General features: G+C 65.8%; 22 protein-coding genes and 1 other RNA gene. 12 read left to right on the forward strand and 11 right to left on the reverse strand.

Annotation, left to right across the window (positions count from 1 at the left end):
- Positions 1-27 precede the first annotated feature (27 nt).
- From AC0X69_RS19305 to mnmA, 5 genes are all read right to left on the reverse strand, one after another.
- On the reverse strand, positions 28-408 hold the full coding sequence (locus AC0X69_RS19305; RefSeq protein ID WP_482609903.1) for a hypothetical protein: 381 nt from the start codon (positions 406-408) through the stop codon (positions 28-30).
- An 81-nt stretch (positions 409-489) separates the two neighbouring features.
- Complete coding sequence (locus tag AC0X69_RS19310) at positions 490-1,092, reverse strand: 5-formyltetrahydrofolate cyclo-ligase (protein WP_482609905.1); 603 nt, start codon at positions 1,090-1,092, stop codon at positions 490-492.
- 26 nt (positions 1,093-1,118) lie between these two features.
- Positions 1,119-1,273, reverse strand: a non-coding RNA gene (gene ssrS, locus AC0X69_RS19315) — 6S RNA.
- Between the two features lie 54 nt (positions 1,274-1,327).
- A complete protein-coding gene (locus AC0X69_RS19320) occupies positions 1,328-2,050 on the reverse strand; it encodes a class I SAM-dependent methyltransferase (protein WP_482609907.1) in 723 nt (240 codons plus the stop codon).
- Entirely contained in the window at positions 2,047-3,279 is a 1,233-nt protein-coding gene (gene mnmA / locus AC0X69_RS19325; RefSeq protein ID WP_482609909.1) for a tRNA 2-thiouridine(34) synthase MnmA, read from the reverse strand. The genes AC0X69_RS19320 and mnmA overlap by 4 nt, the downstream gene beginning before the upstream one ends.
- A gap of 233 nt (positions 3,280-3,512) precedes the next feature.
- Here mnmA and AC0X69_RS19330 point away from each other — a divergent pair, with 233 nt between their 5' ends.
- Positions 3,513-4,454, forward strand: coding sequence for a ribose-phosphate pyrophosphokinase (locus AC0X69_RS19330; protein WP_482609911.1), 942 nt, complete (start codon positions 3,513-3,515; stop codon positions 4,452-4,454).
- A 66-nt stretch (positions 4,455-4,520) separates the two neighbouring features.
- Positions 4,521-6,044 carry an acetate--CoA ligase gene (locus AC0X69_RS19335; RefSeq protein ID WP_482609913.1) on the forward strand — a complete coding sequence of 508 codons (1,524 nt, stop codon included), beginning with the start codon at positions 4,521-4,523 and terminating at the stop codon, positions 6,042-6,044.
- 89 nt (positions 6,045-6,133) lie between these two features.
- On the opposite strand, the gene AC0X69_RS19340 is transcribed toward AC0X69_RS19335, so the two are convergent.
- Positions 6,134-6,610 (reverse strand): integration host factor subunit alpha, encoded by a 477-nt coding sequence (locus AC0X69_RS19340; protein ID WP_482609915.1) that lies wholly within the window; start codon positions 6,608-6,610, stop codon positions 6,134-6,136.
- A 471-nt stretch (positions 6,611-7,081) separates the two neighbouring features.
- Here AC0X69_RS19340 and AC0X69_RS19345 point away from each other — a divergent pair, with 471 nt between their 5' ends.
- Both AC0X69_RS19345 and AC0X69_RS19350 read left to right on the forward strand, forming a co-directional pair.
- A complete protein-coding gene (locus AC0X69_RS19345; protein ID WP_482609917.1) occupies positions 7,082-8,731 on the forward strand; it encodes an OmpA family protein in 1,650 nt (549 codons plus the stop codon).
- Positions 8,728-9,240, forward strand: a complete 513-nt coding sequence (locus AC0X69_RS19350; protein ID WP_482609919.1) for a Rab family GTPase — start codon at positions 8,728-8,730, stop codon at positions 9,238-9,240. Before AC0X69_RS19345 ends, AC0X69_RS19350 begins: the two co-directional genes overlap by 4 nt.
- Before the next feature lie 22 nt (positions 9,241-9,262).
- On the opposite strand, the gene AC0X69_RS19355 is transcribed toward AC0X69_RS19350, so the two are convergent.
- Positions 9,263-9,922 (reverse strand): response regulator, encoded by a 660-nt coding sequence (locus tag AC0X69_RS19355; protein WP_482609921.1) that lies wholly within the window; start codon positions 9,920-9,922, stop codon positions 9,263-9,265.
- 129 nt (positions 9,923-10,051) lie between these two features.
- On the opposite strand from AC0X69_RS19355, the gene AC0X69_RS19360 reads away from it, so the two are divergent.
- Positions 10,052-10,486, forward strand: a complete 435-nt coding sequence (locus AC0X69_RS19360) for a hypothetical protein (RefSeq protein ID WP_482609923.1) — start codon at positions 10,052-10,054, stop codon at positions 10,484-10,486.
- A 116-nt stretch (positions 10,487-10,602) separates the two neighbouring features.
- On the opposite strand, the gene AC0X69_RS19365 is transcribed toward AC0X69_RS19360, so the two are convergent.
- On the reverse strand, positions 10,603-10,989 hold the full coding sequence (locus tag AC0X69_RS19365; RefSeq protein ID WP_482609925.1) for an AprI/Inh family metalloprotease inhibitor: 387 nt from the start codon (positions 10,987-10,989) through the stop codon (positions 10,603-10,605).
- A 176-nt stretch (positions 10,990-11,165) separates the two neighbouring features.
- On the opposite strand from AC0X69_RS19365, the gene hemN reads away from it, so the two are divergent.
- From hemN to AC0X69_RS19380, 3 genes are all read left to right on the forward strand, one after another.
- Positions 11,166-12,512 carry an oxygen-independent coproporphyrinogen III oxidase gene (gene hemN, locus AC0X69_RS19370; RefSeq protein WP_482609927.1) on the forward strand — a complete coding sequence of 449 codons (1,347 nt, stop codon included), beginning with the start codon at positions 11,166-11,168 and terminating at the stop codon, positions 12,510-12,512.
- A 24-nt stretch (positions 12,513-12,536) separates the two neighbouring features.
- Positions 12,537-12,926 carry a hypothetical protein gene (locus AC0X69_RS19375; protein ID WP_482609929.1) on the forward strand — a complete coding sequence of 130 codons (390 nt, stop codon included), beginning with the start codon at positions 12,537-12,539 and terminating at the stop codon, positions 12,924-12,926.
- A gap of 78 nt (positions 12,927-13,004) precedes the next feature.
- Entirely contained in the window at positions 13,005-14,099 is a 1,095-nt protein-coding gene (locus AC0X69_RS19380; protein WP_482609931.1) for an ATP-dependent DNA helicase, read from the forward strand.
- Positions 14,100-14,148: 49 nt separating this feature from the next.
- Here AC0X69_RS19380 and AC0X69_RS19385 read toward each other — a convergent pair whose 3' ends face one another.
- Complete coding sequence (locus tag AC0X69_RS19385) at positions 14,149-15,330, reverse strand: hypothetical protein (RefSeq protein WP_482609933.1); 1,182 nt, start codon at positions 15,328-15,330, stop codon at positions 14,149-14,151.
- Between the two features lie 131 nt (positions 15,331-15,461).
- Here AC0X69_RS19385 and AC0X69_RS19390 point away from each other — a divergent pair, with 131 nt between their 5' ends.
- Entirely contained in the window at positions 15,462-16,037 is a 576-nt protein-coding gene (locus AC0X69_RS19390) for a hypothetical protein (protein ID WP_482609935.1), read from the forward strand.
- Here the strand turns inward: AC0X69_RS19390 and AC0X69_RS19395 are convergent.
- Positions 16,034-16,543 carry a hypothetical protein gene (locus AC0X69_RS19395; RefSeq protein ID WP_482609937.1) on the reverse strand — a complete coding sequence of 170 codons (510 nt, stop codon included), beginning with the start codon at positions 16,541-16,543 and terminating at the stop codon, positions 16,034-16,036. The two genes, AC0X69_RS19390 and AC0X69_RS19395, sit on opposite strands and share 4 nt — an antisense overlap.
- 30 nt (positions 16,544-16,573) lie before the next feature.
- A complete protein-coding gene (locus AC0X69_RS19400) occupies positions 16,574-17,092 on the reverse strand; it encodes an HNH endonuclease (protein ID WP_482613450.1) in 519 nt (172 codons plus the stop codon).
- 593 nt (positions 17,093-17,685) lie between these two features.
- On the opposite strand from AC0X69_RS19400, the gene AC0X69_RS19405 reads away from it, so the two are divergent.
- The 3 genes from AC0X69_RS19405 to AC0X69_RS19415 all read left to right on the forward strand — a co-directional run bounded on the left by AC0X69_RS19405 (position 17,686) and on the right by AC0X69_RS19415 (position 24,080).
- Positions 17,686-19,032 carry an exopolysaccharide biosynthesis polyprenyl glycosylphosphotransferase gene (locus AC0X69_RS19405; protein ID WP_482613451.1) on the forward strand — a complete coding sequence of 449 codons (1,347 nt, stop codon included), beginning with the start codon at positions 17,686-17,688 and terminating at the stop codon, positions 19,030-19,032.
- A gap of 78 nt (positions 19,033-19,110) precedes the next feature.
- Positions 19,111-20,313 (forward strand): exonuclease SbcCD subunit D, encoded by a 1,203-nt coding sequence (locus AC0X69_RS19410; RefSeq protein WP_482613452.1) that lies wholly within the window; start codon positions 19,111-19,113, stop codon positions 20,311-20,313.
- The gene (locus AC0X69_RS19415) at positions 20,310-24,080 is read left to right on the forward strand and encodes an AAA family ATPase (protein WP_482609939.1); all 3,771 of its coding nucleotides are present in this window, start codon (positions 20,310-20,312) and stop codon (positions 24,078-24,080) included. Before AC0X69_RS19410 ends, AC0X69_RS19415 begins: the two co-directional genes overlap by 4 nt.
- Positions 24,081-24,231 lie beyond the last annotated feature (151 nt).

Genomic DNA, 24,231 nt, shown 5'->3' on the forward strand with positions numbered 1-24,231 from the left:
CCAGGCTGCTCTCGGCTCGAGCAGCGCTCAGCACATGCAGAGCGCTTCGGAGGCCTGATCATTCCAGCCGTCGCCGACGTAACGATAGCTCCTGTTGGAGCGGAATCGCGCTCCGCCTTGATTGACGTGCTGCCACAGGGTCAGCGTGCAGCCGTTCTTCACGCGGAAGGACGACACATGATCGTTCCAGGACGGATCATAGATGGTGCTTTCGCAGCCGCCGCCGTGACCATTCGTCGTGCACCCGACGCTTTCGCCGCGCACCATCTTCATGCGCTCCTGATGGTGAAGCGTGTAGCCGGAACCGCCATAGTCCCGATGCTGGAAGATCCTGCAGGTCGCTTCGGCGCCAGCCGGCAAAAACAAAAGAGCCGCCGTCGCGGCGGCCGCCGTGAAATAAACTTTCATCTCGAACTCTCCGAAAAAGAAAATTAAATAGACCGCATCGTTGCGTTAACGTGCCGCATTCCGATTGGTTCCGGCGCCTGCCTACGCGATCGCGGGCGCGAATCGCAGCGTCTCCTGCTCGGTCATGAGGAAATCCAGCCGCTCGTCGTGCGGCTCGGTCGGCACGTGATCGGCTTCCTGACAGGCATAGGCGACGCCGACGGCGATCACCGGCTTTCTGGCGCGCAGCGCCGAGAGCGTGGCGTCGTAGATGCCGCCGCCATAGCCCAGGCGAAAGCCCCGCCGATCGAAGGCCGCAAGCGGCGAAAACACAATGTCGGGATCGAACGCGGGTTTGTCGTCCGCAGGCTCCGACAGCCCGAACGGACCTTTCACGAGGTCGTCGCCTGGCGCGAAGGCGCGGAAGATGAGCGGATGACGCACCTTGTGCATCACCGGCAGCGTTACGCGGTAGCCCTGCGCGGTGAGCGCGTCGATGAGCGCGCGCGTGTTGAGTTCGCTGCGGATCGGCCAATAGACCGAGACGACGCACGAGGCGCCCGGCGCGGCCTCGCCAGCGAGGGCGGCGACGAGCGCGAGGCCGCGACGCGCGACCGAGGCGGCCGCCTCATGCGCTTCATGCGGCGTGACGAGATCGCGGCGCGCCAGCGAACGGCGCCGCAGCTCGGTCTTCAGATCGCTCATGCGAGAGGAATAACAGGGAAGGGGAGTGCGGGCCACAAGAGCCGTGGGACATCGATCCCGGGAACCTACAACGTAGGTGGGCGCCGTGTGACCAAGCCCACGAGCGAGACCAGGGACAGCTCCCATAAGGATCGATAAGGCCCCGGGGAATAATGGTCCTGCACGCACCCCGCAGCGCCGCTCGATCAATGTAGCGTCGCGCGCCGCCGGGCGCCAGTGGCGTCAGAGAGTTTCGTTACGCGAGCGCCATCTCCAGGGGCGCGGACGTTTCGCGTTCCTCGCGATCCACTGCGATTCGCTCGATCCGCGTCAGCGTAAACAGCCCGAACGGCGCGAGCGGGCGTCGCTCGACGAGTTTCATCTGCGGGTTGGCGTCGATCCAGTCGCCGATGATCGACCAGGGAAACTGCGGGCGCCAGCCGAGTTTGGGCGCCATGTGGCGGTCGAGCCAGGCCTCGAACAGCGCGATGGCGTCGTCTTTCCCGCTCACATGATTGACGAGAACGATTTCGCCGCCGGGCCGCAACACGCGCGCCAGTTCGTCGAGCATGGCTTGCGGCTCCGGCACGACCGTCAGGACATAAGGCGCCACGACGCAGCCGAAACTCGCATCGGCGAAGGCCATACGCGTCGCGTCCATCTTCACGAGCCCCGCGACATGGTTGAGACGTTCGCGGCGCGCGCGCTGCGCCGCGCGGCGCAGCATGGGCTCCGACAGATCGACGCCGACCACCTGCGCATTCGGCGCGAACATCGGCAATTCCAGCCCGGTGCCGACGCCGACGTCGAGGATCGGCCCGCGCGTATTCGACGCCGCCGCGGCGGCCGCGCGGCGGCCCGGCTTCAGTAGAATGTCGAAAGTGAGATCATAAATCGGCGCCCAGCGCGCGTAAGCGGCCTCGACGTTGCCGTTGTCCAGCGTTTCTATCTCGCGCAATAAATTTCGTGCTTCGCTCATCGAGGCGCCCTTCGAGCTTCTGCGGCGCGCAGAGGCGGCGCCTTTGATGTCATTGGCATCGCTGCGGGCTCGATCGCGGCGATGAATCCGCCGCCGAGCACGCGCGCTTCATTTTCGTCGGAATCGTAGAAGACGCACGCCTGCCCCGGCGACACGCCGAATTCGCTTGAGGCGAAGACCACCAGAGCGCCGCCATCCTCTCCCGCGATCAGCCGCGCGGGAACCGGCGGCCGCGTCGAGCGCACGCGCGCCACGATGTCGAGGCCCTCGGGCGGGAGCGACGCGAGCGTTCCCTCGCCAATCCAGTTGACGTCGCGCAGCTTGACGGCGCGCGTCTCCAGCGCCTCACGCGGGCCGACCACGACCTGAGCGCGCGCTGCGTCAAGGCGCAGAACATAAAGCGGCTCCGCGTCACGGCCGGCGACCTTTGCGCCAAGTCCAAGTCCGCGCCGCTGCCCGATGGTGTAGTGAATGACGCCGGCGTGGCGCCCGAGCACGCGCCCGTCGAGATGGACGATTTCTCCAGGCACCACCGACGCAGGCGCGAGCTTCTCGACGACGTCCGTGTAGCGTCCGGTCGGCACGAAGCAGATGTCCTGACTGTCGGGCTTGTCGGCGACCTCGAGGCCGAAGCGGCGCGCCATTTCGCGCACTTCGGCCTTGGCGTAATCGCCGAGCGGGAAACGCAGCATGCGCAACTGCTCGCGCGTCGTCGCGAACAGGAAGTAGCTCTGATCGCGCGAGGCGTCCTTGGCGCGGTAAAGCGCGCGGCCGCCGCGCCCGTCGTCGCGGGCGGAAATGTAATGGCCGGTGGCGAGCGCATGCGCGCCGAGATCCTTGGCCGTCTCCATGAGATCGGCGAATTTGATGAACTGATTGCAGGCGACGCAGGGCACCGGCGTCTCGCCGCTGGCGTAGCTCGCGGCGAATTCGTCGATCACCTTCTCGCGAAACTTGCTCTCGTAATCGAGAACGAAATGCGGAATGCCGAGCCGCGCCGCAACGCTTCGCGCGTCATGAATGTCACGCCCGGCGCAGCAGGCGCCTTTGCGGTGCGTGGCCTCGCCGTGATCATAGAGCTGCATCGTGACGCCGACGACGTCATAGCCCTGCTCCTTCAGCAGAGCGGCCACGACGCTGGAATCGACGCCGCCAGACATGGCGACGACGACGCGCGTCTCGCGCGGCGAGGATGGCTGCGGCGCATGATCCGATACGCTATTCGTCATTAACGGAAGCGACGCCTGTCTACTACGCAAGGGGCGAGATGGGTGAAGGCGCAAACCAAACGCCCGGCCCGCCGCGCATCGGTGAGGCCGCTGTCACCATTTAGAGCATTACCCGTCCGAGAGGCAATCCTGTCGATGTTTTTAGGCCGGGAAGGGCGCCATTGTCGCGTCATATTGTTCGCAGCCGCCATCGCTGCTATGACGCCGCGGCGTTAAGGCGCGGGGACGGGTGAATGGCGGCGATGAGACTCCTGGCGGGCAATTCCAACAGACCGCTGGCGGAGGCGATCGCGGCGCATCTTGGCGTTCCGCTCTGCCGCGCCCAGGTCCGGCGCTTCGCCGACCAGGAGATCTGGGTCGAGATCCTGGAGAATGTCCGGGGGCAGGACACGTTCGTGATCCAGTCCACGTCCGCGCCGGCCAACGATCACCTGATGGAGCTCCTCATCATGATCGACGCGCTGCGCCGGGCTTCCGCGCGTCGCATCACGGCGGTCATCCCGTACTTCGGCTACGCCCGTCAGGACCGCAAACAGGGGCCGCGCACCCCGATCTCGGCCAAGTTGGTCAGCAATCTGATTACGCGCGCCGGCGCCGATCGCGTTCTGACCGTGGATCTGCACGCCGGCCAGGTCCAGGGCTTTTTCGACATTCCGACCGACAATCTCTTCGCCGCGCCGGTCATGGTGGTGGACATCAAGTCGCACCTTGACCTCAAGAACGTCATGGTGGTCTCGCCGGACGTCGGCGGCGTCGTGCGCGCCCGGGCTCTGGCGAAACGCATCGACGCGCCGCTCGCCATCGTCGACAAGCGGCGCGAGCGCGCCGGTGAATCTGAAGTGATGAACATCATCGGCGACGTCGACGGCCGTAACTGTATTCTCATCGACGACATCGTCGATTCCGGCGGCACGCTGTGCAACGCCGCCGAAGCGCTGCTCGCTGCGGGCGCCGGCTCCGTCTACGCCTACATCACCCACGGCGTGCTCTCGGGCGCCGCGGCGGAGCGCATCGCCAACTCCAAGCTGAAGCAGCTCGTCGTCACCGACACCATCCGCGCCACGGCTGCGGTCGAAGCCGCGCCGAACATTCGCGTCATCCCGATCGGCCATCTGATCGGCGAAGCGATCGCCCGCACCGCGAGGGAAGAGAGCGTCTCCAGCCTGTTCGATTGATCCTATTGGTCTGAGAAAGGATTGATTAGCTTGCCGAACCTGCGCGGGCGATGCGAAAAGCGCCGCATGACGCCAAGCGCCATTCTCGAGCCCGTTCCCCCGCGCTTCAATCTCGCCCGCTATTGCCTTGCCGAAAACGCGCGGCTGCGGCCCGAGGCGACGGCGCTCACCATCGTGGGCGACGCCGGCGCCCAGCGCTGGAGCCATGGCGAACTCGACCTCAAGGTTCGGCGACTGGCGGCTGGGCTGCGCGATCTCGGTCTGCCCGAGGGCGCGCGCGTGATGATCCGGATGGGCAATGAGGCCAACGCGGCGCTTGCCTATTTCGCGTCGATCGCCGCGGGCTATGTGGCGCTGCTCGCTTCTTCTCAGCTCACGCCGGAGGAGGCCGAATTCCTAGCGCGCGACTGCGGCGCCTCGGCGCTAGCCTTGGGCGCGGCCTTCGAGGATGAGACGTATCCTGGCGACGTCCAGATCCTGCGCGGCGCCGATCTGGCGCGTCTCGCCGAAAGCGCGCCGCTCGACGACTATGTCGACACCGCCGCCGCCGATCCCGCCTATCTCGTTTACACATCCGGCACGACGAGCCGGCCCAAGGGGGTGTTGCACGCGCATCGGGCCGCCTGGGGCCGCAGGCCGATGCGCGCGCACTGGACGGGGCTTGGTCCCGGCGACGTGATGCTTCACGCGGGCGCGATCAACTGGACCTACACGCTGGGCGTCGGCGTCGTCGACCCGCTATCCGCCGGGGCCAGCGCCGTGCTCTACAATGGGCGTCCCGATCCCGCCGCATGGCCGCGTCTCATCGAGGCGCACCGGGCGACGATCTTCGCCGCGGTGCCGGGAGTCTTTCGCCAGATCCTGAAATATGGCGCGCCCGAGAACGCCAATCTCTCTAGCCTGCGCCACGCGCTCTCCGCCGGCGCGGCGCTGCCGTCGAGCCTGCTCGCCGACTGGCGCGCCCGGACGGGGAAGGACATCTACGAAGCCTTCGGCATGAGCGAGATTTCGACTTTCGTCTCCAGCGGGCCGACCGCGCCGGTGCGTCCGGATTCGCCGGGCAAGCCGCAGCCGGGCAGGGTCGTCGCGGCGCTGCCGCAAGACGGCGGCGAGACCCCGCTTCGGCCGGGCGAAACCGGCCTCCTCGCCGTGCGACGCGACGATCCGGGGATGATGGTCGGTTACTGGAACCGTCCGGAGGAAGAGCGCGAGGCGTTTCGCGGCGAGTGGTTCGTCTCCGGCGATCTCGTGGAATTCGACTCCGAGGGCTACATGTGGCGCCACGGGCGGGCCGATGAAGTCATGAACGCGGGGGGCTACCGCGTCTCTCCCGCGGAAGTCGAGAAAAGGTTGCTCGAGATTAACGGGGTCGTCGAAGCGGCGGCGGCGGAGCGGCCCGGGCGCGACGCCGCCGCGACGATCATCAAGGCCTATGTCGTGACCCGCGACGGCGCGCCACATGACGAAACGGCGATCCTGGAATACTGCCGCGCGCATCTCGCGGCCTACAAATGTCCGCGCGCGGTGATGTTCCTCGACGCGCTCCCGAGGAACGCCAACGGCAAGCTCAATCGAGCCGCTCTGCCGTAAAAGAGAAGGGCCCGAAGGCTCGCCGGGGCGTTCGGCGAACGATCGGGCCCTGCGTCCGCTCACAGGGAGGAGCGCGGACTACCGTGAATTCAGGGGGCGGAGACTCTCACGAGTTCAGCCCCTCCGTGCTGGCGTGCGAGACGGCCGCGCGCACGCTTCTTGACCTTCGTCAAAGGAGTCTTGCCATTGATCGCCGCCTTCATGTTTGGCGACGCCTTGAAGGTGATGACTCGCCGCGCCTCGATCGGGACCGGCGCGCCGGTGCGGGGATTGCGGCCGGCGCGCTCGCGCTTGGTGCGCACGAGGAAAGAGCCGAAATCGTGCAGCTTCAGCGACTCGCCGGAGGCGAGCGTCGCCGCCATTTCCTCGATCACGAGGTCGGTCAGGCGCTTGGCTTCGCGACGGGATATGCCCTCAAGACGGCGATGGATCGCCAGAGCGATGTCCTCGCGCGTGAGCGTTCCCCGCGCGCTGTCGTCATGCGCCGGCGCCTCATCTGCGGCTTCCCCGCCATTCGGGCGCGCGAGGAAGGGCTTCAGCATCTGTTTTGGATTCGCGATCGACATCAGCGCTCAAATCCCCAGTTTTGGGCCTAAAGCGGAGCCGTTGGCTTGCCGCTTGCTGGCCGAGGGATTGCGCTCACCTTGCGTCAGAACCTGACTGCTCAGCAGTGCGGCAGGTCACATTGCCAAATGACTTTCGTCGCAATGCGCACTGGCATCGACACGAAGCCGCCGCTCGTTCCAATTTGACGCAACTAGGCGCAATCTATCGTTATTCTGCAGATCGCGTGCTAGGAGGCGCCAGCTGAGCCGATCCTCCGCCGAAGCGAGGTTGCACAGCGATTTCTTGGGCATTCGGGCCGCCGCGCCCGCGACAGGAGATGGGGGTGGCGTCTCTTTTTGAAACGCCTTAGGCAGGTGATCGGACCGCTTGGATGAAAATGAAACGCCTTGCCGCGACGCACAGAGATCGCCAGAACGAAGAACTGAGCTTGTGCGGCTGCGCCGCGTTCTTGCGATAGACGAGACCTTGAAATGTCGGCGCCGAGCGACGGGCAGGCCCTCGATCAGAAGACAGCCGGGCTAGGGGGCGATGCGCTGCGCCGCCTCGACGCCACCGCGGAGCGCATCGACCGGCTCGACGCCTATGTTGGCGGCCCCGAGAAGCTCGGCGCGGCGACCGGCGATGTTCTGGTCGAAGCGGTTGAGCGCGCCGAAACGGAACGCCATCGCGAGCTGTCCAAAGCGCTTTCTCCCCTCGTCGTCACTGCCATCCGCTCGGAGATGAAGCGCTCGAAGGACATGATCGTCGAGGCGCTCTATCCGATGATGGGCCGGCTCGTGACGACGGCGGTCGCCGCCGCGTTTCGCGATCTCATCGAGACGCTGAATGCGCGCATCGACGCGCTGGTGTCGGCGCATTCGTGGCGGCTCAGGCTGCGCGCGCTGCTCACCGGCCGCTCGATGGCCGAAGTCGCGCTCGCGGAGGTCGACGCCGGCAGGCTCAAACGGGCGCTGCTGCTGGAGCGCGGCAGCGGGCGGGTGCTTGCGGCCTGGCCTTCCAGCGAGCAGCAGCCGGGCAACGTCGACCTGCAAAGCGGCCTGATCGCCGCCATCACCGAACTCGCCGCCGATCTCTACGCCGATGAGAAGGGCGAGCTGCGCATGCTCGATCTGGGCTCGAGCAACGTATTCCTGCGCGCCTCGCCCCGCGTCATCGTCGCCGCGGAATTCGGCGGCGAGCTTCCGCGCCACCACGAGCGCCGTCTCGACGAGGCGTTCATGTCGATCGTGGAGCGGCACGAGAACGACGAGAAGTCCCTGACGTCCGACACGATCGCCACCCAGCTGAGCGAGGCCCTCGCGGCCGAGTCGATGAAGCCCAAGAGCAAGGCTCCGGTGATCGGCGCCGGGCTTATCTTAGCCGGGCTGGCGATCTGGGCGGCGATCGGTCCTGCGACGCGCGCCTGGCGCGAATCGCGCATCCGAAGGGCCTTCGAAGGCGCCGTCGCGACCTATGACCAGCTGGCGCAATACCCGCTGCGTCTTGAAATCGATCATGACGCTGGCCGCGTCGTCCTGCGCGGCCTCGCCGCCAATGAGGAAGAGCCGCAGGCGGTCGTCGACGCGATCGCGCCGGCTGCGGCGCCCTACAAGGTCGAGCGGGGCGTAGCCGTCGTCGCGCTCGCAAAGGAAACGGCCCATCTCAAAGCCGCTGAAACCCGCGCGCGGGAGATTTTGAAAGAGGCGCGGGCGGAGATCGACGCTTTGCGCGCCGAATTGAAGGACGCGCGCGCAATTTCCAAAGCGGACGCCCGCGACAAGTTGCGGCGTCTCACCCAATCCTTCGCCGTCTTCCTTAGCGAGCGGGACAGCATTATCGATCCCTCGGCGACAGAGGCGAAGCTCGACGAACTCGCGGAATTGCTGAAGGTGACGGGCTCGGATCTGCGCGTCGTCGGCTATGCCGACAAGGCTGGATCGGCCGGGTCCAACCGTGCGCTGTCGCGCAAGCGCGCCGACATGATCGTCGCCAAGCTGGTCGGGCGGGGCGTGTCGCGCGCGCGACTGGCGCCCGTCGGGCGTGCGACGCTCGATCCGATCGCCGACGCGGATATCGAAAAGAGCCGCAGCAGACGCGTCGTTTTCGAGATTCCTTTCGACGGCGAGTTCGACGTCAAATGACGAAGACGGCGACGCTTTCTGCGAAGGTGATGTTGCTCGGCGATATCGGCGTCGGCAAGACGTCGCTTGCACAGCGCTTCGTCTTCGATCGCTTCGAGCCCGACTATAAGACGACGATCGGCGTCGACGTCTTCACCCATGATTTGGATCTCGGCCCCAAGTGCGACGACGCCCGATTGCGCTTGGTTTTGTGGGACACCGACGGCGATTTCGGCAGCCGAATTTTCGAAACGGTTTATCTCGCCGGCGCTTCGGCCGCGATCGTCGTATCCGACGCGACCCGTCCGGCCACAATCGTCAAGATGGCCGCTCTCATTTCCCAGTTCGAGTCGCGCTTTCCCGGACGTCCGGCTTACGCGATCGTGAACAAGATCGACGTCGCGCCCGTTATCCGCGCGGAGCGCTCGCTTCAGGAACTGAGCGTCGTTTATACGAGCGCCAAGACGGGGGAGGGCGTCACGGCGATGTTCTTTGAGCTTGGGTGCGCGATCTGGCGGCGCGGCGTTTGAAGAATCGCGTTGATGACGCTCGCTAGCGCCGCGAAAGCGCGCGGATGGCGAGTTCGGTGCGGCTTCGAAGATGCAGCTTCGCCAAAATCGTGCTGACGTGATTTTTGATGGTGCCTTCCGCGAGTCCGAGCTCTTCGGCGATGACGCGATTGCTTTTGCCCGCGGCGACGCCGTCGAGGACTTGCTTTTCGCGTTCGGACAGCGGCTCCTCTTCGCTGCTCGGCCCGCGGGGCGCCGGAGCGCCCTTGATGCGGCGAAACTCGGCGAGGATCTTCTCCGCGATGCCCGGCGACAGTCGAGACTCTCCGCGCGCGACGGCGCGGATCGCCGCCAGGATCTCGCTCTCTTCAGCGTCCTTCAGCAGATAGGCTTGAGCCCCGGCGAGGAAGGCGTCGAAGACGAGATCGTCATTGTCGAACGTCGTCAGCGCGATGACATGCGCCTTTGGATTTTCGGCGAGTATCGCCTGCGTGGCCTCGACGCCGTCCATTCGCGGCATCTTCATGTCCATGAGCACGACGTCGGGCTGAAACGCGCGCGCCGCTCTGACGGCCTGTTCGCCGTCCGCGGCGGTGGCGACCACTTGCATGTCCGGCTCGAGCGCGAGAAGCGCGGCGATCGCCTTGCGCATGACTGTCTGATCCTCGACGATCAGCAGCCGAATGGGCGTTTTCTCGCTCACGCGTTTCTCCCGGCAAAGACAGCGCCATACTTAAATCGCCGCAGCCGCGCCGCAAAGCTGACTGCCGGATGAACGGCGCGGCCATGTCCGGTTCAGACGGAATGCGCCAACTTATGCGGGACGGGGCGGATGAAGTTCATCATCCTGTCGTCCTTGCGCCCACGCCTCAAAGGACTGGAGTCCAGCATGTCGCGGCAGACTTTCGCCCTCGCATTCCTCCTGGCGCTCGCCGCGTCGCCCGCGGGCGCGATGGAACAGGGCGCCGATTACGCCGAAAGCCGAGATTCCTACCAGGGCGAAAGCCGCGAGACATACCAGACCGAACGCCGCGAGCCCTACCAGAACGAAAACCTTGCTCGCCGCGGCGCTCAAGGCGAGAGCTTCGGTCATGGCTATGACCCCTACGATAACGCGACCGAGGCCTGGTTCGCGCCTAATGGCGGCTCCTGGGCGGATCACGCAGAAGCCTACTACGGCTATGGCGAATGCCATTTCGTCCGCGAGCCGGTCGTAGGCCAATGGGGCGAGATCGTCGACCATCGCCAGGTTCGAGTGTGCGATTAGCGAAAGATCGCGCCAAGGCCATCCGTCGCCGGCACCCCGCCCCTCTCGCGCGGCGACGGCGGAGAGCCTCCCGGAGCAATCCGGGAGGCTTCTTTTTTCTGAAGGGATGCAGGTTGTTAAATCGGGCGGAGGCCGAGCGCCTTGCCTTCCTTGGCGTCACGTCGCCAAACGCCGTCGGCGTCCTTGTCGAAGTGCGCCTTGTGTCCTTTGCGGGCGGTGAGCACGAGGCGCCCGCGATCCAGTCCCCAGCCGACCGGATCGAAAATCACGACGCCGTTGTCGCGGCACGCCGGCGCCAGCTGCGCCTTGAGGCCGGCGCGGCCGCGCGCACGGGCGTCGAGCGTCAGCATGCAGCCCGTATCCTTGTCGCCCTCGCGAAGAATCGAATAGCGGCCGGCAGCCTCAGTGGGGCCCGCGGCTTGCGCGATCGACGCCGAGAGGCCCGCGCCGGCTACGAGGCAGAATCCCAGCCAGCGCTGTCGTCGCCAGGAAAATATCGCCATATCCGCCATTACTCCCGCCCAGTGTGAAATCGTCTCACTCTGCCTTTTTCCCGCTCTGTGGCCAAGCCGATTCCTGTACGCCCGCGTCAAAGTGCGGCAGGTGTGGCTTTTGCGCGCCGGGCCGCGTCGCGCTATCAATTTGAGCGGCGCCGCGCGGCGGCGAGGGAGTCAGTAGGATGGACCCAGCGTCCCTGGCCTTGGCCGAACGATCCGCTCCGCGTTACACGAGCTATCCGACGGCGCCCCATTTCTCAAAGTCGACAGGCGAACGTGAGACGCGGGCCTGGCTCGCAGGCCTCGATCCCGAGGCGTCGCTCTCGCTCTACTTCCACGTGCCGTTTTGTACCGCGATCTGCGCCTATTGCGGCTGTCACACGAAGGCCGTGCGTCAGGATGCGCCGCTTGACTCCTATGCGCAGACGCTCAAGAGCGAAATCGCGCTTTTCTCGAAGGCGACGCGCGCACGGCGGGTCGCGAGCATCCATTGGGGCGGCGGCACGCCTGGCATACTGGGCGCTTCGCGCTTCAGCTCGATCGTTTCCGTTCTGCGCGATCATTTCGACCTTTCAGACGAGACGGAACACGCGATCGAACTCGATCCGCGGATTCTCGAGGCCGATCTCGTCGAGGCGCTGGCCGCCGCAGGCGTCACGCGCGCCTCGCTCGGCGTGCAGGACCTCAATGCGCATGTGCAGGAGGCGTCCGGCCGCATACAGCCCTATGAGACGGTCGCGCGCGCCGTAAAGCTGCTGCGCGACGGCGGCGTCACCGCGATCAATCTGGATCTGATGTATGGGCTGCCGCAACAGAGCGTCGAAGACGCCGCGCGCACCGCATCGCTCGCGGCGTCGCTTGCGCCGCAACGGCTCGCCGTCTTCGGCTATGCGCATGTGCCCTGGTTCAAGTCGCACCAGAAGCTGATCGACGCCGCGGCATTGCCCGGCGCGGGCGAACGCCTCGCGCAGGCGGCGATCGTGCGCGAGACGCTCGAAGAGGCGGGGTTCGAATCGATCGGGCTCGACCATTTTGCGCGGCCCGATGACCCGCTGGCGATCGCGGCGCGCGAAAAGCGCATGCGCCGCAATTTCCAGGGTTACACGATCGACGCCGCCGACGCGCTGCTGCCGTTCGGCGTCTCATCGATCGGGCGTTTTCCGCAGGGATATGTGGGGAACGCCACCGACCTCGCAGGTTGGCGACGCGCGATCGAGTCGGGACGCTTCGCCACGACGCGCGGCCTCGCGTTCACGCGCGAGGATATCGCTCGCGCGGAGCTGATCGAACGGCTGATGTGCGATTTTGACGTCGACTACGGCGCCATGGCCTTGCGTCATGGCTATTCGGAGGATGCTTTCGACGCGGCGCAGGCGTCGCTCGATGCGCTTGCGGCCGACGGCGTCATCGATGTCCAGGATCGGCGGATCGTCGTCACAGAACGCGGCAAGCCCTTTGTCCGGCTTGTCGCCGCCGCCTTTGACTCCTACCTGCAGGCTGCGCCGGCCCGCCATTCATCGGCGGTATAGGCGCGCTTCGGCAAGGAGGCGTTCATGACGCCGCTTACGCTTTTTCTCGCAAAGCTGATCGGCGCTTACGCGCTGATCATGTCCGCCTGGATGCTGCTGCGCAGGGATGTGGCGCTGCAGATGATCGAGAGCGTTTCGCGCGAGCCCGTCGCCATCGCATTCATCGGCATGATTCGGCTGGCGATCGGCCTCGCCATCGTGATCGGCCACGACATCTGGAGCGACAGCGTTGCGGCGCTCGTCTCGCTTGTCGGCTGGATTACGCTGATCAGCGGCCTGCTGACGCTCTTTCTGCCGCCGGACACGGTGCGCGACATCTTTGCCGGGATGGGCTACGAAAGGCGCTATCCGGTATTCGCGCTGGTGTCCTTCGCGCTTGGCGGCGCCCTGCTCATTGCGGGGTTCAGCGCCTGACGGCGGTCGACATTGGCGCTTGTTCGCCGGCGTCGCGTCCGCCATCGTGACGCCTCGATTCGATCCTCAGCCCATGCCATGCCCGTCTGGACGCCCGAACAGGATCAAGCGCTGATCGCCGTCGCGCGCTGGCTCGAAACGCCAGGCGCGCCGCAGGTGTTTCGCCTATTCGGATTTGCGGGAACAGGCAAATCGACCCTCGCGCGTCATCTCGCCGAACATGTCGACGGCGACGTCGCCTTCGCGGCGTTCACCGGCAAGGCGGCGCTTGTCATGCGCTCCAAGGGCTGCAAGGACGCCCGCACCATTCACAGTCTCATCTATCGCGCCACCGAGACGGAGACTGAGGAGCCTTCTTTCGTTCTCAACGACGACAGCGACGCGGCGCATGCGACGCTCATCGTCATCGACGAATGCTCCATGGTCGACGAGGAACTCGGCCGTGATCTCCTCTCCTTTGGGAAGAAGGTGCTGGTGCTCGGCGATCCGGCGCAATTGCCGCCGGTGAAAGGCGGCGGCTTCTTCACCGAGGCCGAGCCCGACGTGATGCTGAAAGAGGTGCATCGGCAGGCGGCGGACAATCCGATCATCCGCCTGTCAATGGCGATCCGCGCAGGCGACGGCGTAGAGCGCGGGGACTTCGGCGACACGCGCGTCGTCGGCCGCGACGCGCTCGATCCTGCGCTCGTCACCGGCGCCGATCAGGTGCTGGTTGGCATGAACAAAACGCGCCGCGCCTATAACGCGCGCTTGCGTCAGCTGCGCGGCTTCACCGGGGACCTGCCGCAGTCGGGCGAAAAACTCGTGTGCCTGCGCAACAATCGCAAGAAGGGACTTCTGAACGGCGCGCTGTTTACGGTGAAGAGCGCCGGGGCGCTGCGCCGCGGCAAGGTCAGAATGCTTGTGACGCCGGAAGAAAGCGAAGGCGTGAAATTTCAGCGCGTGGCGGTCATTCCGCAATTGTTCGGCGCCGAAAGCGACGTTCCGTACGCGCTTCGCAAGGATTCGGACGAATTCGATTTCGGCTATGCGCTCACCGTTCACAAGGCGCAGGGCTCGCAGTGGGACGATGTGACGCTTTTCGATGAATCATTCGCTTTCCGCGAACATCGGGCGCGCTGGCTTTATACGGGCGTGACGCGCGCGGCGAAAAGGCTGACGCTCGTCATGTGAGCGCGCGATCGGCGCCCGCGTTATTGCCGCCACGTGAAGCGAATAGGGATCATTTGCCCCAGGCGTCGATGGCGTCGGCGAAGACGCGCTCGCCGGACGGACCCTTTTCCATGTTGATCGTCGCCGCGCGCCCGTCGGCAAGCTGCATCGGCAGATCCAAGGCCGCCAGCGATCGCAACAGCAGGATATTGCGCGCTTCGTGGTCGCCGCGCATCATCCCGATCAGAAAATTATTCTCGGTGATCGGCACCGGAATGCCGGCGACTTTTTCTCCGGACTGCGCGTCGGAGCGGCGCATCTGAATGGGACCGATGGCTTTGACGGCGCCGATGGGGCTGCCGGGCGCCACGGTGAACGAGACGTTGATCGTGTGCGAGGCGGAAAGCGTCGCGTCGGTGTTCTTGCGAAACAGCAGAGTCAGTTTCAGCTTCGCGTCGGGGATGTCGACGTCGCCGCGAATGGCCGATCCCACCGGCTCGCCGGGTCCGCCGACATTCTCGAGTCGCCAGACGGCCGAGCCATTATAGATCTTGTCGACCTTTGTCGGTTCGGCGAGCGAGCCGACCCACATTTCCGCCTTTTGCGCTACGGGCACGGCGGGGCTGCGCGGCGTGGGCGTTTTGACCGCTTGCCCGTCGCCGCCGACGCGGTCGTTGATCTTGCCGCTTTCAGACCCGTTGGACGCCTGTTTCTCCGGTTTCAGCTTCGCCAGATCCTCAGGCTGTTCGCGAAGCTGCCAGGCGAGCGTTCCGACGACGGCCACCAGCGCGACGACGACGCCAGCGACGGAAAGAATAAGGCGCATCGAGCGTTGCGGCTTCGGCACGGGCGGCAAGGGCGCCGCCGGCCGCTGCGGCTCGCGCGAGGGAGTCTCGTCTTCGCTCGCCGCGGAGAAGGGCGCGCCGCGCCAATCTGAATCTTCGTCTTCAGAGGGCGTCCGCTCGCCCGGTCTTGTCCTGAGCCGCTCCAGTGCGCGCCGCGCGGAGGTTTCTGTCGGAGGCTGCGACTCTTGCGCCTCCTTCGCCGCGAGGTCGCTTTCGACTCGCTCGATCGCTTCTTCAAGCGCGCGCACCTCGGCGGCGATGTCGCCTTCGGCGACCGGCGGCTGTATGCCGCGCAACTGATTGAACAGCGCCTTGCGGGCCCGTTCATACACCGCCTGGCGCGCGTCCGGCGTGGACTGCGGCAGAGCGGCCACCGCCCTCGCGATCAGAGAATGGTAGTCTGCCATGTCAGGCTTAAGAGCACTTCCGGCTTTGGGCGTCAATCCTGACGCCGCCGGAGTCCAAGAAAATCCGGGGATTTTCGGGCGCCGGCGCGTATGATCCAATATGCGCCTCAGTTCACTCAAGGTATCGCCAAATGAAGATGAAGCATTCCCTGGCGCGCATGATCGCTTCAGCGCTCATTCTTGCTGCATTCGCCATGCCGGCGGGCGCAGTCAGCATGGATAAGACCTCGAGCATGAAGGATTCTTGCGAGGCGGCCCTCGGCGCGGAGATTGTTCAGATGGCCGGCTATCTGCCGGACGTCTCGCGCGAAAAATATTGCGACTCGTTCCCCTCGAGCGGGCGCATCATCCTTTCCTTCGATCTCGCGACGCCGCGTTTGCGCGAGCTGCCGATCGAATTACGGATCGTTCGCGCCGGCCCCGGCGAGAGCGACGATTCGTCGTCGCGCGCCATCGCGCATGTCGAACCCAGACTCTATCCGCGCGGCGCGCTTACACTGGAGCGCGAAATTACGGAAGACGGCGCCTATGTCGCGCTGGTCACCGCGATCGAGCCCAACGGCGAGCGCAAGACGGCGCGTTTCGCCTTCACGGTCGGCTCGACTCTCTGGAGCTATGCGCCTGTCGCGTTGGGCGCGGCGCTGATCCTTGGCGCGCTCGTCGTCTACTGGCGCCACAGCCCCAAGAAGATCGCGCCTTCGCGCTAATTTTGCCGAAGCGACGATTTGGCGTCCCGAGCCTGACGGGCAGGCGGCGGCGCGGCGATCAGCCAGTAGATCGCCCCCGTCAGCGCGCCCGTGAGAAAGAACAACAGGGCGATGCGGATTTCGAGCGGGCTCGCTTCGCGGGCGCGCTCAAGACCCTTTGCGGCGCGTGCGATCCAGGGCGACGCGCCCGCGAGCGTCGCGCTCGCGCCCGAATACCAGAGGAGCGAGCGTGCGCCGGCGATCTCGCCGATCAACGCGGCGACCGCGAGGGGCGCGGCGCAGGTGGCGATGATGATCGTCCAAACGATAAATCCGAATGTCGCCAGAGGATTCTCCAATCCGCCGGCGCTCGCATCTTCTTCGATCAAGGCGAATATGCCGGACATCGCGGCGTCGAATCCCGCTTCCCGGGTCGCCGAGTCGAAGAGCGCCGAGACGATGAGGAAAATGGCGCCCACGCCAACCGCGAGGACGAAGCCGAAAGCCATGACGACGATTCGGCGCATGGTTGAAACTCTCTCTTTGGGCTGCGCCGATTACGGTTCGAGCACCGAGTCCCAGTAGAGATAGTCCATCCAGCTTTCGTGCAGATAATTGGGAGGAAACAGACGGCCGTTGCGATGCAGATCGGCGATCGACGGCTGGTAGGGCGCCTGCGCGGGCGTCATATGCGCCTCGTGTGGCAGGCGGTCGCCCTTGCGCAAATTGCAGCACGAACACGCCGCGACGACGTTTTCCCACGTCGTCGCGCCTCCTTTCGATCGGGGAATGACGTGATCGAAGGTCAGTTCCTCGTGTTCGCCACAGTATTGGCAGGTGAAGCGGTCGCGCAGAAAAACATTGAACCGCGTGAACGCCGGCTGACGCGTCGGGCGCACATATTCCTTCAGCGACACGACCGACGGGAGACGCATTTCGTAGCTCGGACTTTTGACGGTCTTGTCGTATTCCGAGACGATGTTCACGCGTTCAAGAAAAACCGCCTTGATTGCGTCCTGCCAACCCCACAGCGAGAGCGGATAGTAGCTCAGCGGCCGGTAGTCGGCGTTGAGCACAAGGGCTGGGCAGGCCTGCGGCGACACTGTCTGTTGACGAAAGTAAACGGTCACCCTGGCTGCCTCTCGTTTTGAGGAGGGGGCCTGATGGACCGCGCCAAGGTCCAGCCCTTTGCGACGGCGTATATTTTACAGGCACGACGACAGGGTTGTGAAGGCGCCGCGGAAGAATGGAGCGGCGGCCCAGCGACACAATGTCCAACAATAAAAAATCCTTGGAGCATTGTAGTTTAAGACAAACATTCGAGTTTTCAATTGAATAGGTGACTTTAGTTCATTGTGCCCATTCGCGCTCGACTGTTACCCCCAGCGTATTGGAGGCCTGCGCTTTGCAGGAGAGGGGAGAGCACGGTCCGAACACCATGAGATGTGTCAAATCGGGACGTTTTGCATCATCCGGAGAATGGGCATTGTCCCAGGACATTCAACTTGGACGGCTGAACAGCCGCCCTTCTACCGCTCACGCACCCGCAAGACGGACGAATCGTTCCCGGCGCGCCGCGGCGGCGGGCGCCTCGGCTCGGCGCAGCAATACAGCTCTCGTTAGAGCTTCCTTTTCGCTCGCCGCGGGCCTCTTCGATTTCGTGACGATTATGATCGCCGCGCTGTCGATGGAGGCGCTCTACCATCTCTGGGCCTATGGCTGGGACGGGCTTTGCTGGGTGTTCGGCGGGGCTCAGGAAAGCGCGTCGAATTTGCAGCTCTGCCTGTTTGCGGCTGCGACATTCGTCCTCGCCAACGTGATGCGCAAGGAATATTGCTTCGCCAACTATTTGCAGTTGCGCGGCCATGGGTGGCGCTCCTTCGGCCTTTGGAGCGTCGTGGTTCTTTGCGCGGTGTCGGCGGGCTTTCTCACCAGAACGAGCGCCGATTCGTCACGCGCGGCTTTCGTGCTCGTTTATGTCGTCGGCTTTTTTGCAATTTACGCCGATCGTGCGGCGCTGACGCATGTCGTACGGGTCAGCGCCGCCGTCGGCGGCGTTTCGGCGCGACGGCTGTTCCTTGTCGGCTTCGAACACGACGTCGACGTTTTCAACCATCGCTACAAGCCCTGGAAATACGGCATGCATGTCGTCGGCGGCGTGGTTCTGCGCGACAACGAGGAAACGCTCGACGATGATCTGGCCTTGGCCGCCGCGTCGGCGCGCCTGCTGCGGCCCGACGACGTGTTCATTCTGGCGCCCTGGTCGCGCACCGATGTCATCGACTCCTGCGTGACGGCGTTCCTGCGGGTGCCTGCGCGCATCCAACTTGGTCCTGAACGCGTGCTCGATCGCTTCGTTGACGCGCACATCGACAAGGTTGGCGCGATCTCGAGTCTCAGCCTCGCCGGTGATCCGCTCAATCTTGCGGAGATTGCGGCGAAGCGCGCATTCGACATTGTCGCCTCGTCGCTCGCGCTGATTCTGCTGTCGCCCCTGCTGCTCGTCGTCGCGCTGCTGATCAAGCTCGACTCGCCGGGACCGGCGCTGTTCCTGCAGAGGCGCTACGGCTTCAACCGCGAGACTTTCCGCATCGTCAAATTCCGCACAATGACGACGATGGAGGACGGCCGTCACATCAAGCAGGCGACGGCGCATGACAAGCGCATCACGCGCATCGGCCGATTCATCCGCCGCTACAACATCGACGAACTGCCGCAGCTCTTCAACGTGCTGCGCGGAGAGATGTCGCTTGTCGGCCCGCGGCCGCACGCGCTTGCGCATGACCAGCTGTTCGAGCGCCGGATCGCGCTCTATGCGCGGCGGCACAATGTCAAGCCGGGGATCACCGGCTGGGCGCAGGTCAACGGCCTTCGCGGCGAGATCGACACGCCCGAAAAGATCCGCCATCGCGTCGAGCACGACCTCTACTATATCGATAACTGGTCGATCATCCTGGACGTCTGGATCGTGCTGCTGACCGTGTTCTCGCCGAAGGCCTATCGGAACGCCGTCTGACGGCAAATCGCGCTACAGTGGTCGGGGGCCGCGCAAGGTCTCTTGCCGATCGCCGACGGCCTGTTGCCTACTGTCGGGGTGATTCGCCTTCTTCACACCGCCGACTGGCATCTGGGCGCAACTCTGCAGGGATGGTCGCGCGAAGCCGAGCATCGCGCGGCGCTTGCGCAGCTCGTCGCCATAGCGAAACAGCGGGCGGTCGACGCCGTCGTCGTGGCGGGGGATATCTTCGACAGCCTCAATCCTTCCGCCGACGCCCAGCGGCTGCTCTACGACACATTGCGGGACCTGCGCGCGGCCTGTCCGCACGCGCGAATCGCGCTTGTCGCCGGCAATCATGATCCGGCGGCAAGACTAGAAGCGCCGCGCGCCTTGTTCGAAATGGCGGACGTCGTTTCGATTGGCGCCTTCGCGCGACGGGACGGCGCATTCGACGCGCGCGCGCATCTTACGCCGATACGCGACGCGAGCGGCCGCGTCGGCGCGTATCTGCTCGCCCTGCCTTACCCTCGCGCAGTCGATCTGCCGGTTACGGGCGAAGGCGCCGTCGGCGCCGTCCGGGAGGCCTATCGCGAGGCGGTCGATTGCGCGCGGCGCGAAATCGGCGCGGCGCCGCTCATCGTCACCGGCCATCTTCATGTCGCTGGCGCGGTAGAATCAGAGGGGTCCGAGCGGCGCATTCTCGTCGGCGGCGAACACGCCGTTCCGCCCGACGTGTTTTCGCCCGAGATCGCCTATGTCGCGCTTGGCCATCTGCATCGCCCGCAATCCGTGGGCCGTGAAACGATCCGCTATTCTGGTTCGCTCATTCCGATGTCGAAGACCGAAATCGACTATGCGCATGGCGTCAGCATCGTCGAAATCGACGACTGCGGTGCCGTTGCGATCGACCACGCGCCTTTCAGCCGCGCGGTTGCTCATCTGCGGGCGCCGGCGACCGGCGTTCTACGCCTTGCCGAACTCGAGTCCGCGCTCGCGGCGCTCGATCTGGACAATGAGGCGCCGATAGAAGCATGGCCTTTCGTGCATCTCGCGATCAGGGTCGACGGCCCGGCCGTCGGATTGAAAGCCGAACTCGACGCCATTTGCGAGAAATTCCCGCTGCGCGTCGTTTCGACCAGCGTTGAACGGCCACAGGCGCAGGCGGTCATGGCGTCGCCGTTGCGTCTCGCGGAGCGACAGCCGGGCGAGTTGTTCCGCGAAGCTTTCGAGCAGGCGCACGGCGTCGCGCCAACAGCTGACCATTGCGACTGTTTTGAGCGTCTTCTGCAGGAGGCGTGACATTGCGGATTCTGGCGATCAGAGGCGCCAATCTCGCCAGTCTCGCAGAGGGCTTCGCCATCGACTTCGACAGCGAGCCGCTTCGCTCGGCTGGCCTCTTCGCCATCACGGGGGAAACCGGCGCCGGCAAGTCGACGATTCTCGACGCGATCTGTCTGGCGCTCTACGACAAATTTCCCCGCGTCGTCGCCGCCGGGGCGAGCGAGAGCGCGCCGGATCCGTCCGGAGAGACGATCACCGCGGGCGACCCGCGCGCTATTCTTCGTCGCGGCGCGGGGCGCGGCTTCGCTGAAGTCGACTTCATCGGCAGAGACGGGCTGCGCTATCGGGCGCGCTGCGATCTGCAGCGCGCGCGCGGCAAAGCCGCTGGGGCTTTGCAGAAGCGCGTCAGGTCGCTGTGGCGCATCGATGACGCCGGCGAAATCGTCGCCCCGATCGAGAGCGGCATAGAGCCGGTCAATTCCCGTATCGTCGAACTGACCGATCTCACCTTTGACCAGTTCCGCCGCACGGCGCTTCTGGCGCAGGGAGAATTCGACGCCTTCCTGCGCGCCGACGCGAAGGAGCGCGCCGAGCTGCTCGAAAAAATCACCGGCGCCGAAATCTACGGCGTGCTCTCGAAGCGCGCCTTTGAGCGTGCGCGCGAGGCCCAGCAGGCGGCGGCGCTCATCGAACGCAGCCGCGCCGAGATCGGCGTCATGTCCGAAGCGGAGCGCGCGGATATCGACGCCGAACTCACAACGACCGAAATAGCGCGCGCCGAAGCCGCCAAGCTTCGCGCCGAAACACTGGAGGCGCTCGGCAGGCTCGATGCGGTGGCGCAGGCGCAGACGAAGCTCGCGCAGGCGATGTCGGCGCGCGAGGACGCCATGCGCGCGTTCGAGGCTGCATCGCCGAGTCGAGAGGCTCTGGCGGCGCTTGCGCAGGTGGAGCCGCTGCGCGCGCCACGGGACGATTTGCGCCGCGCAGAAGAAGCGAAGGAAGAGGCGGCGCGCGCTGCCGTCGACGCAAAAGCGCAGGCGAGCGCTGCGCAAGAAGTTTTTTCCGCCCGTGACGCCGAGGCCCGCTCGGCTGCGGAAGCGTGCGCCGACGCCGAAGCCGAGATCGGCCGGTTCGCGCCGGTCTGGAGCAAGGCCGCGGCGCTCGATGCGCGCATCGCCAATCTGGCGGACGAGGAAGAGAAGGCGCGAAGCGCTGCGCGCGACGCCGCCTCGCGCGCAGCGACAAAGCGCGCCAAGTGCGCGGAGACGATGGAGCGGCTCGCGGGCATCCGACGCGAGAAGGCGGCGGCTCTCGCTGATCTCGAGCGCCTCGCGCCCGCGCGCCCGCTCAGCGAACGTTGGGAGGAGATCAGCGAGTGGCTGACGAAACGCGCCGAACTGTTGCAAGCCAAGCGCGTGTGCGACCGGGCGCTTGCGGCGGCCGACGCCGATCTCAGCCGGGGCGCGGCGACGCTTGCGGATTTTCAGTCGCGCGACGCGCAAGCGAAGACCGTCTGTGTAAAGCTGGCGGCGCAGATCGCCGAACGCGACCACGCGCTCCTTGTGCTGGATGAACCGGCGGCGCTCACGTGCGCTGACGATCTCGCGCGCGCAGCCGAGCTCCTGGATGGGCTAGGCAAATGGGCGCGCGCCTATGACGAGGCGGAGGCTGTAGCGTCGGCGGCGCAACGCGATATCGCGCGCTACGCGCAAGAGGAGGCTACGCTTGCTGAAAGCCTGGAGGATTTGCGCGCCAGTCGCGCGCAGCATGCGACGCAAAGCGCCGACGCCGAACGACTCGGCGAACTTGCCGACGCGGCTGCGGATCCTCACGCGCTGCGACTGCGCGCGGCGCTGAGCGACGATGCGCCCTGTCCTGTCTGCGGCGCAATGCAGCATCCTTTCGCCGAGAGGCGCGACGCTGCGAGCGCCTTGATCGATGAGTTGCGCGGGCGTCGCGATGAATTGCGACGCTCGCTCAGCAAACTGGACGGAGAGATTGTCGCGCTGAGCGCACGCGCTGCGCAGGCGAAGGCCTACCATGAGGTCGCGTCGCGTCGCGCTGCGGAAGCGACATCAACTCGCGAGGGCGCAGAACACGCCTATGCGTCGCTGCTGCAGAGCGAATTCGCGCGCGAGACGCCCGAACTTGCGCCCCCGGCTTTAATCGTGTCAGCGGGGTCGCGGCTCGACGAATTGGCGAGAGACGCCGCAGCCGCGCGCGAGCACGTCGCCCGAAAGCTTCTCGCCGCACGTCGTCTGCGCGAGGAGCGCGATCGGTTGCGCAGCGAGCGCGACGAAGTCCGTCAGGCGATGGACGCGCGCCAAAGCGAAGGCATAGCGCTTGCCGGGTCGCTTGAAGCTTCTCGCGATGCGCGCGCGCGGTCGGAAGCGGAGAGCGCAGGCCTCGTTGAGCGCCTCGAGTCGCTTGATCGGTCGCTTGCGCCTTACCTGCAGCTTTGCGACCTCTCGACCGCCGATCTCGACCGCGATGCGGGCTCCGCGCGCCGACTGCTCGAAGCGGCGGGGATCAGCTATCGGCAGGCGTTGGCGCGATCGGAGGCGCTCGGCGCGGGCCTCGCGGCGATCAGTCTGACGGCCGAGCGCCTCGCTGCGGAGGCGGACGGCGCCTGCGCCCGTGCGGCGGACGCCGGAACGGACCACGAGGCGCGCGAAAGGAGTCTGGCCGAGGCGCGGGACGAACGCGCGCAGCTTCTGGAGGGAGAGGCGACCTCCTCCCATCGGGAGCGCATCGAGAATCGCCACAGGGCAGCCGTTCAAACGCGCGACGAAGAGCGCGAGCTTTTCTCTGCCGTCCGGCACGCGAAAGCCGCCTGTGAAGCGCGTCTTTCGGAACTCGCAAACGCGGAACAGTTGGCGATGACGCGCGCCGACCACGCGCGGGCCGTTTACGTCGCGGCGCTCGAAGCCGCAGGCGTCGATGAGGCGACTGTGGCGCAGCTGCTTGGGGTGTCACGCGAAGAGCAGGCGGCGCTCGCGCGCGCCGTTCAGTCCGCGGAAGCCGACCGACGGGCGGCCGAGGTCGCCTTGGCGGAGCGGCAGGCCGACCTTGCTGCGGCGCGCAGCGTGGCCCCGCCCGCAGCCTCGCGGGAGGAACTCGCCGCTCGGGAGAAGGACGTTAGCGGTCATCTCGACGAATCGTCCGCGCGGCTCGGCGCGCTGCGCGAGCGCCGCGCGACGGATGACGCGGCGAGGGGACGGGCGACCGCTCTCGATGACAAGCTCGAGCGCGCCCGCAAAGGCGTCAGGCTCTGGAGCGAGGTCAGCGAAGCGATCGGTTCGGCGAGCGGCGACAAGTTCCGCCGCTTCGCCCAGGCGGCGACGCTGGAGCATCTCGTGGCGCTCGCCAATCAGCGGCTGGCGCTGCTCGCGCCGCGCTATGCGCTGGAGCGTTCGGGCGAGGCCGGCTCGCTCGGCCTTCAGATCGTCGATCGGGAGCTTGGCGACGAGCGCCGCTCGACGCGGTCGCTTTCCGGCGGGGAACGCTTTCTCGCGTCCCTCGCCCTCGCCCTGGCGCTTGCCGGCCTCGAGGGGCGCAATTCATTCGTCGACACCCTGTTCATCGACGAGGGATTCGGCGCGCTCGATTCGGCGACGCTCGACATCGCCATCGACGCGCTGGAGACCCTGCAGGGGCAGGGGAGGCGGGTCGGGGTGATCAGCCACGTGGACTCGCTCCAGCAGAGGATCGCGACGAAAATCTGCGTCGAGCGCCGCGGCGGGGGGGTTAGCGTGGTCAGGCTGCGCGCGCCCGGCTGCACGTGAAGGCATTTGGCCGAGCCAGCGATGAGGGAATGACCGCGCGATCCTTCCAGCGCGGTTGAGCCGCTGAAAGAAGCGGCCGCAAATAGCTCGGAAAAAAGATCGGCTGTGGCTGCAAAGCCACGAAAAACAACAATCAACGGCTGGGAAGTGT

The organism is Methylocystis sp. Uni0008 (assembly GCF_056838045.1).

Excerpts from the sequence above, each read along its gene's own strand:
- AC0X69_RS19375 (WP_482609929.1), top strand. The coding sequence starts at position 12,537 with ATGACGCCGCTTACGCTTTTTCTCGCAAAGCTGATCGGCGCTTACGCG.
- AC0X69_RS19305 (WP_482609903.1), bottom strand. The coding sequence starts at position 408 with ATGAAAGTTTATTTCACGGCGGCCGCCGCGACGGCGGCTCTTTTGTTT.
- AC0X69_RS19320 (WP_482609907.1), bottom strand. The coding sequence starts at position 2,050 with ATGAGCGAAGCACGAAATTTATTGCGCGAGATAGAAACGCTGGACAAC.
- AC0X69_RS19405 (WP_482613451.1), top strand. The coding sequence starts at position 17,686 with ATGATCGCCGCGCTGTCGATGGAGGCGCTCTACCATCTCTGGGCCTAT.
- AC0X69_RS19345 (WP_482609917.1), top strand. The coding sequence starts at position 7,082 with ATGTCGGCGCCGAGCGACGGGCAGGCCCTCGATCAGAAGACAGCCGGG.
- AC0X69_RS19360 (WP_482609923.1), top strand. The coding sequence starts at position 10,052 with ATGAAGTTCATCATCCTGTCGTCCTTGCGCCCACGCCTCAAAGGACTG.
- AC0X69_RS19350 (WP_482609919.1), top strand. The coding sequence starts at position 8,728 with ATGACGAAGACGGCGACGCTTTCTGCGAAGGTGATGTTGCTCGGCGAT.
- AC0X69_RS19365 (WP_482609925.1), bottom strand. The coding sequence starts at position 10,989 with ATGGCGATATTTTCCTGGCGACGACAGCGCTGGCTGGGATTCTGCCTC.
- AC0X69_RS19330 (WP_482609911.1), top strand. The coding sequence starts at position 3,513 with ATGGCGGCGATGAGACTCCTGGCGGGCAATTCCAACAGACCGCTGGCG.
- AC0X69_RS19395 (WP_482609937.1), bottom strand. The coding sequence starts at position 16,543 with ATGCGCCGAATCGTCGTCATGGCTTTCGGCTTCGTCCTCGCGGTTGGC.
- AC0X69_RS19380 (WP_482609931.1), top strand. The coding sequence starts at position 13,005 with ATGCCCGTCTGGACGCCCGAACAGGATCAAGCGCTGATCGCCGTCGCG.
- AC0X69_RS19390 (WP_482609935.1), top strand. The coding sequence starts at position 15,462 with ATGAAGATGAAGCATTCCCTGGCGCGCATGATCGCTTCAGCGCTCATT.
- AC0X69_RS19385 (WP_482609933.1), bottom strand. The coding sequence starts at position 15,330 with ATGGCAGACTACCATTCTCTGATCGCGAGGGCGGTGGCCGCTCTGCCG.
- hemN (WP_482609927.1), top strand. The coding sequence starts at position 11,166 with ATGGACCCAGCGTCCCTGGCCTTGGCCGAACGATCCGCTCCGCGTTAC.
- AC0X69_RS19310 (WP_482609905.1), bottom strand. The coding sequence starts at position 1,092 with ATGAGCGATCTGAAGACCGAGCTGCGGCGCCGTTCGCTGGCGCGCCGC.
- AC0X69_RS19335 (WP_482609913.1), top strand. The coding sequence starts at position 4,521 with ATGACGCCAAGCGCCATTCTCGAGCCCGTTCCCCCGCGCTTCAATCTC.
- AC0X69_RS19340 (WP_482609915.1), bottom strand. The coding sequence starts at position 6,610 with ATGTCGATCGCGAATCCAAAACAGATGCTGAAGCCCTTCCTCGCGCGC.
- mnmA (WP_482609909.1), bottom strand. The coding sequence starts at position 3,279 with ATGACGAATAGCGTATCGGATCATGCGCCGCAGCCATCCTCGCCGCGC.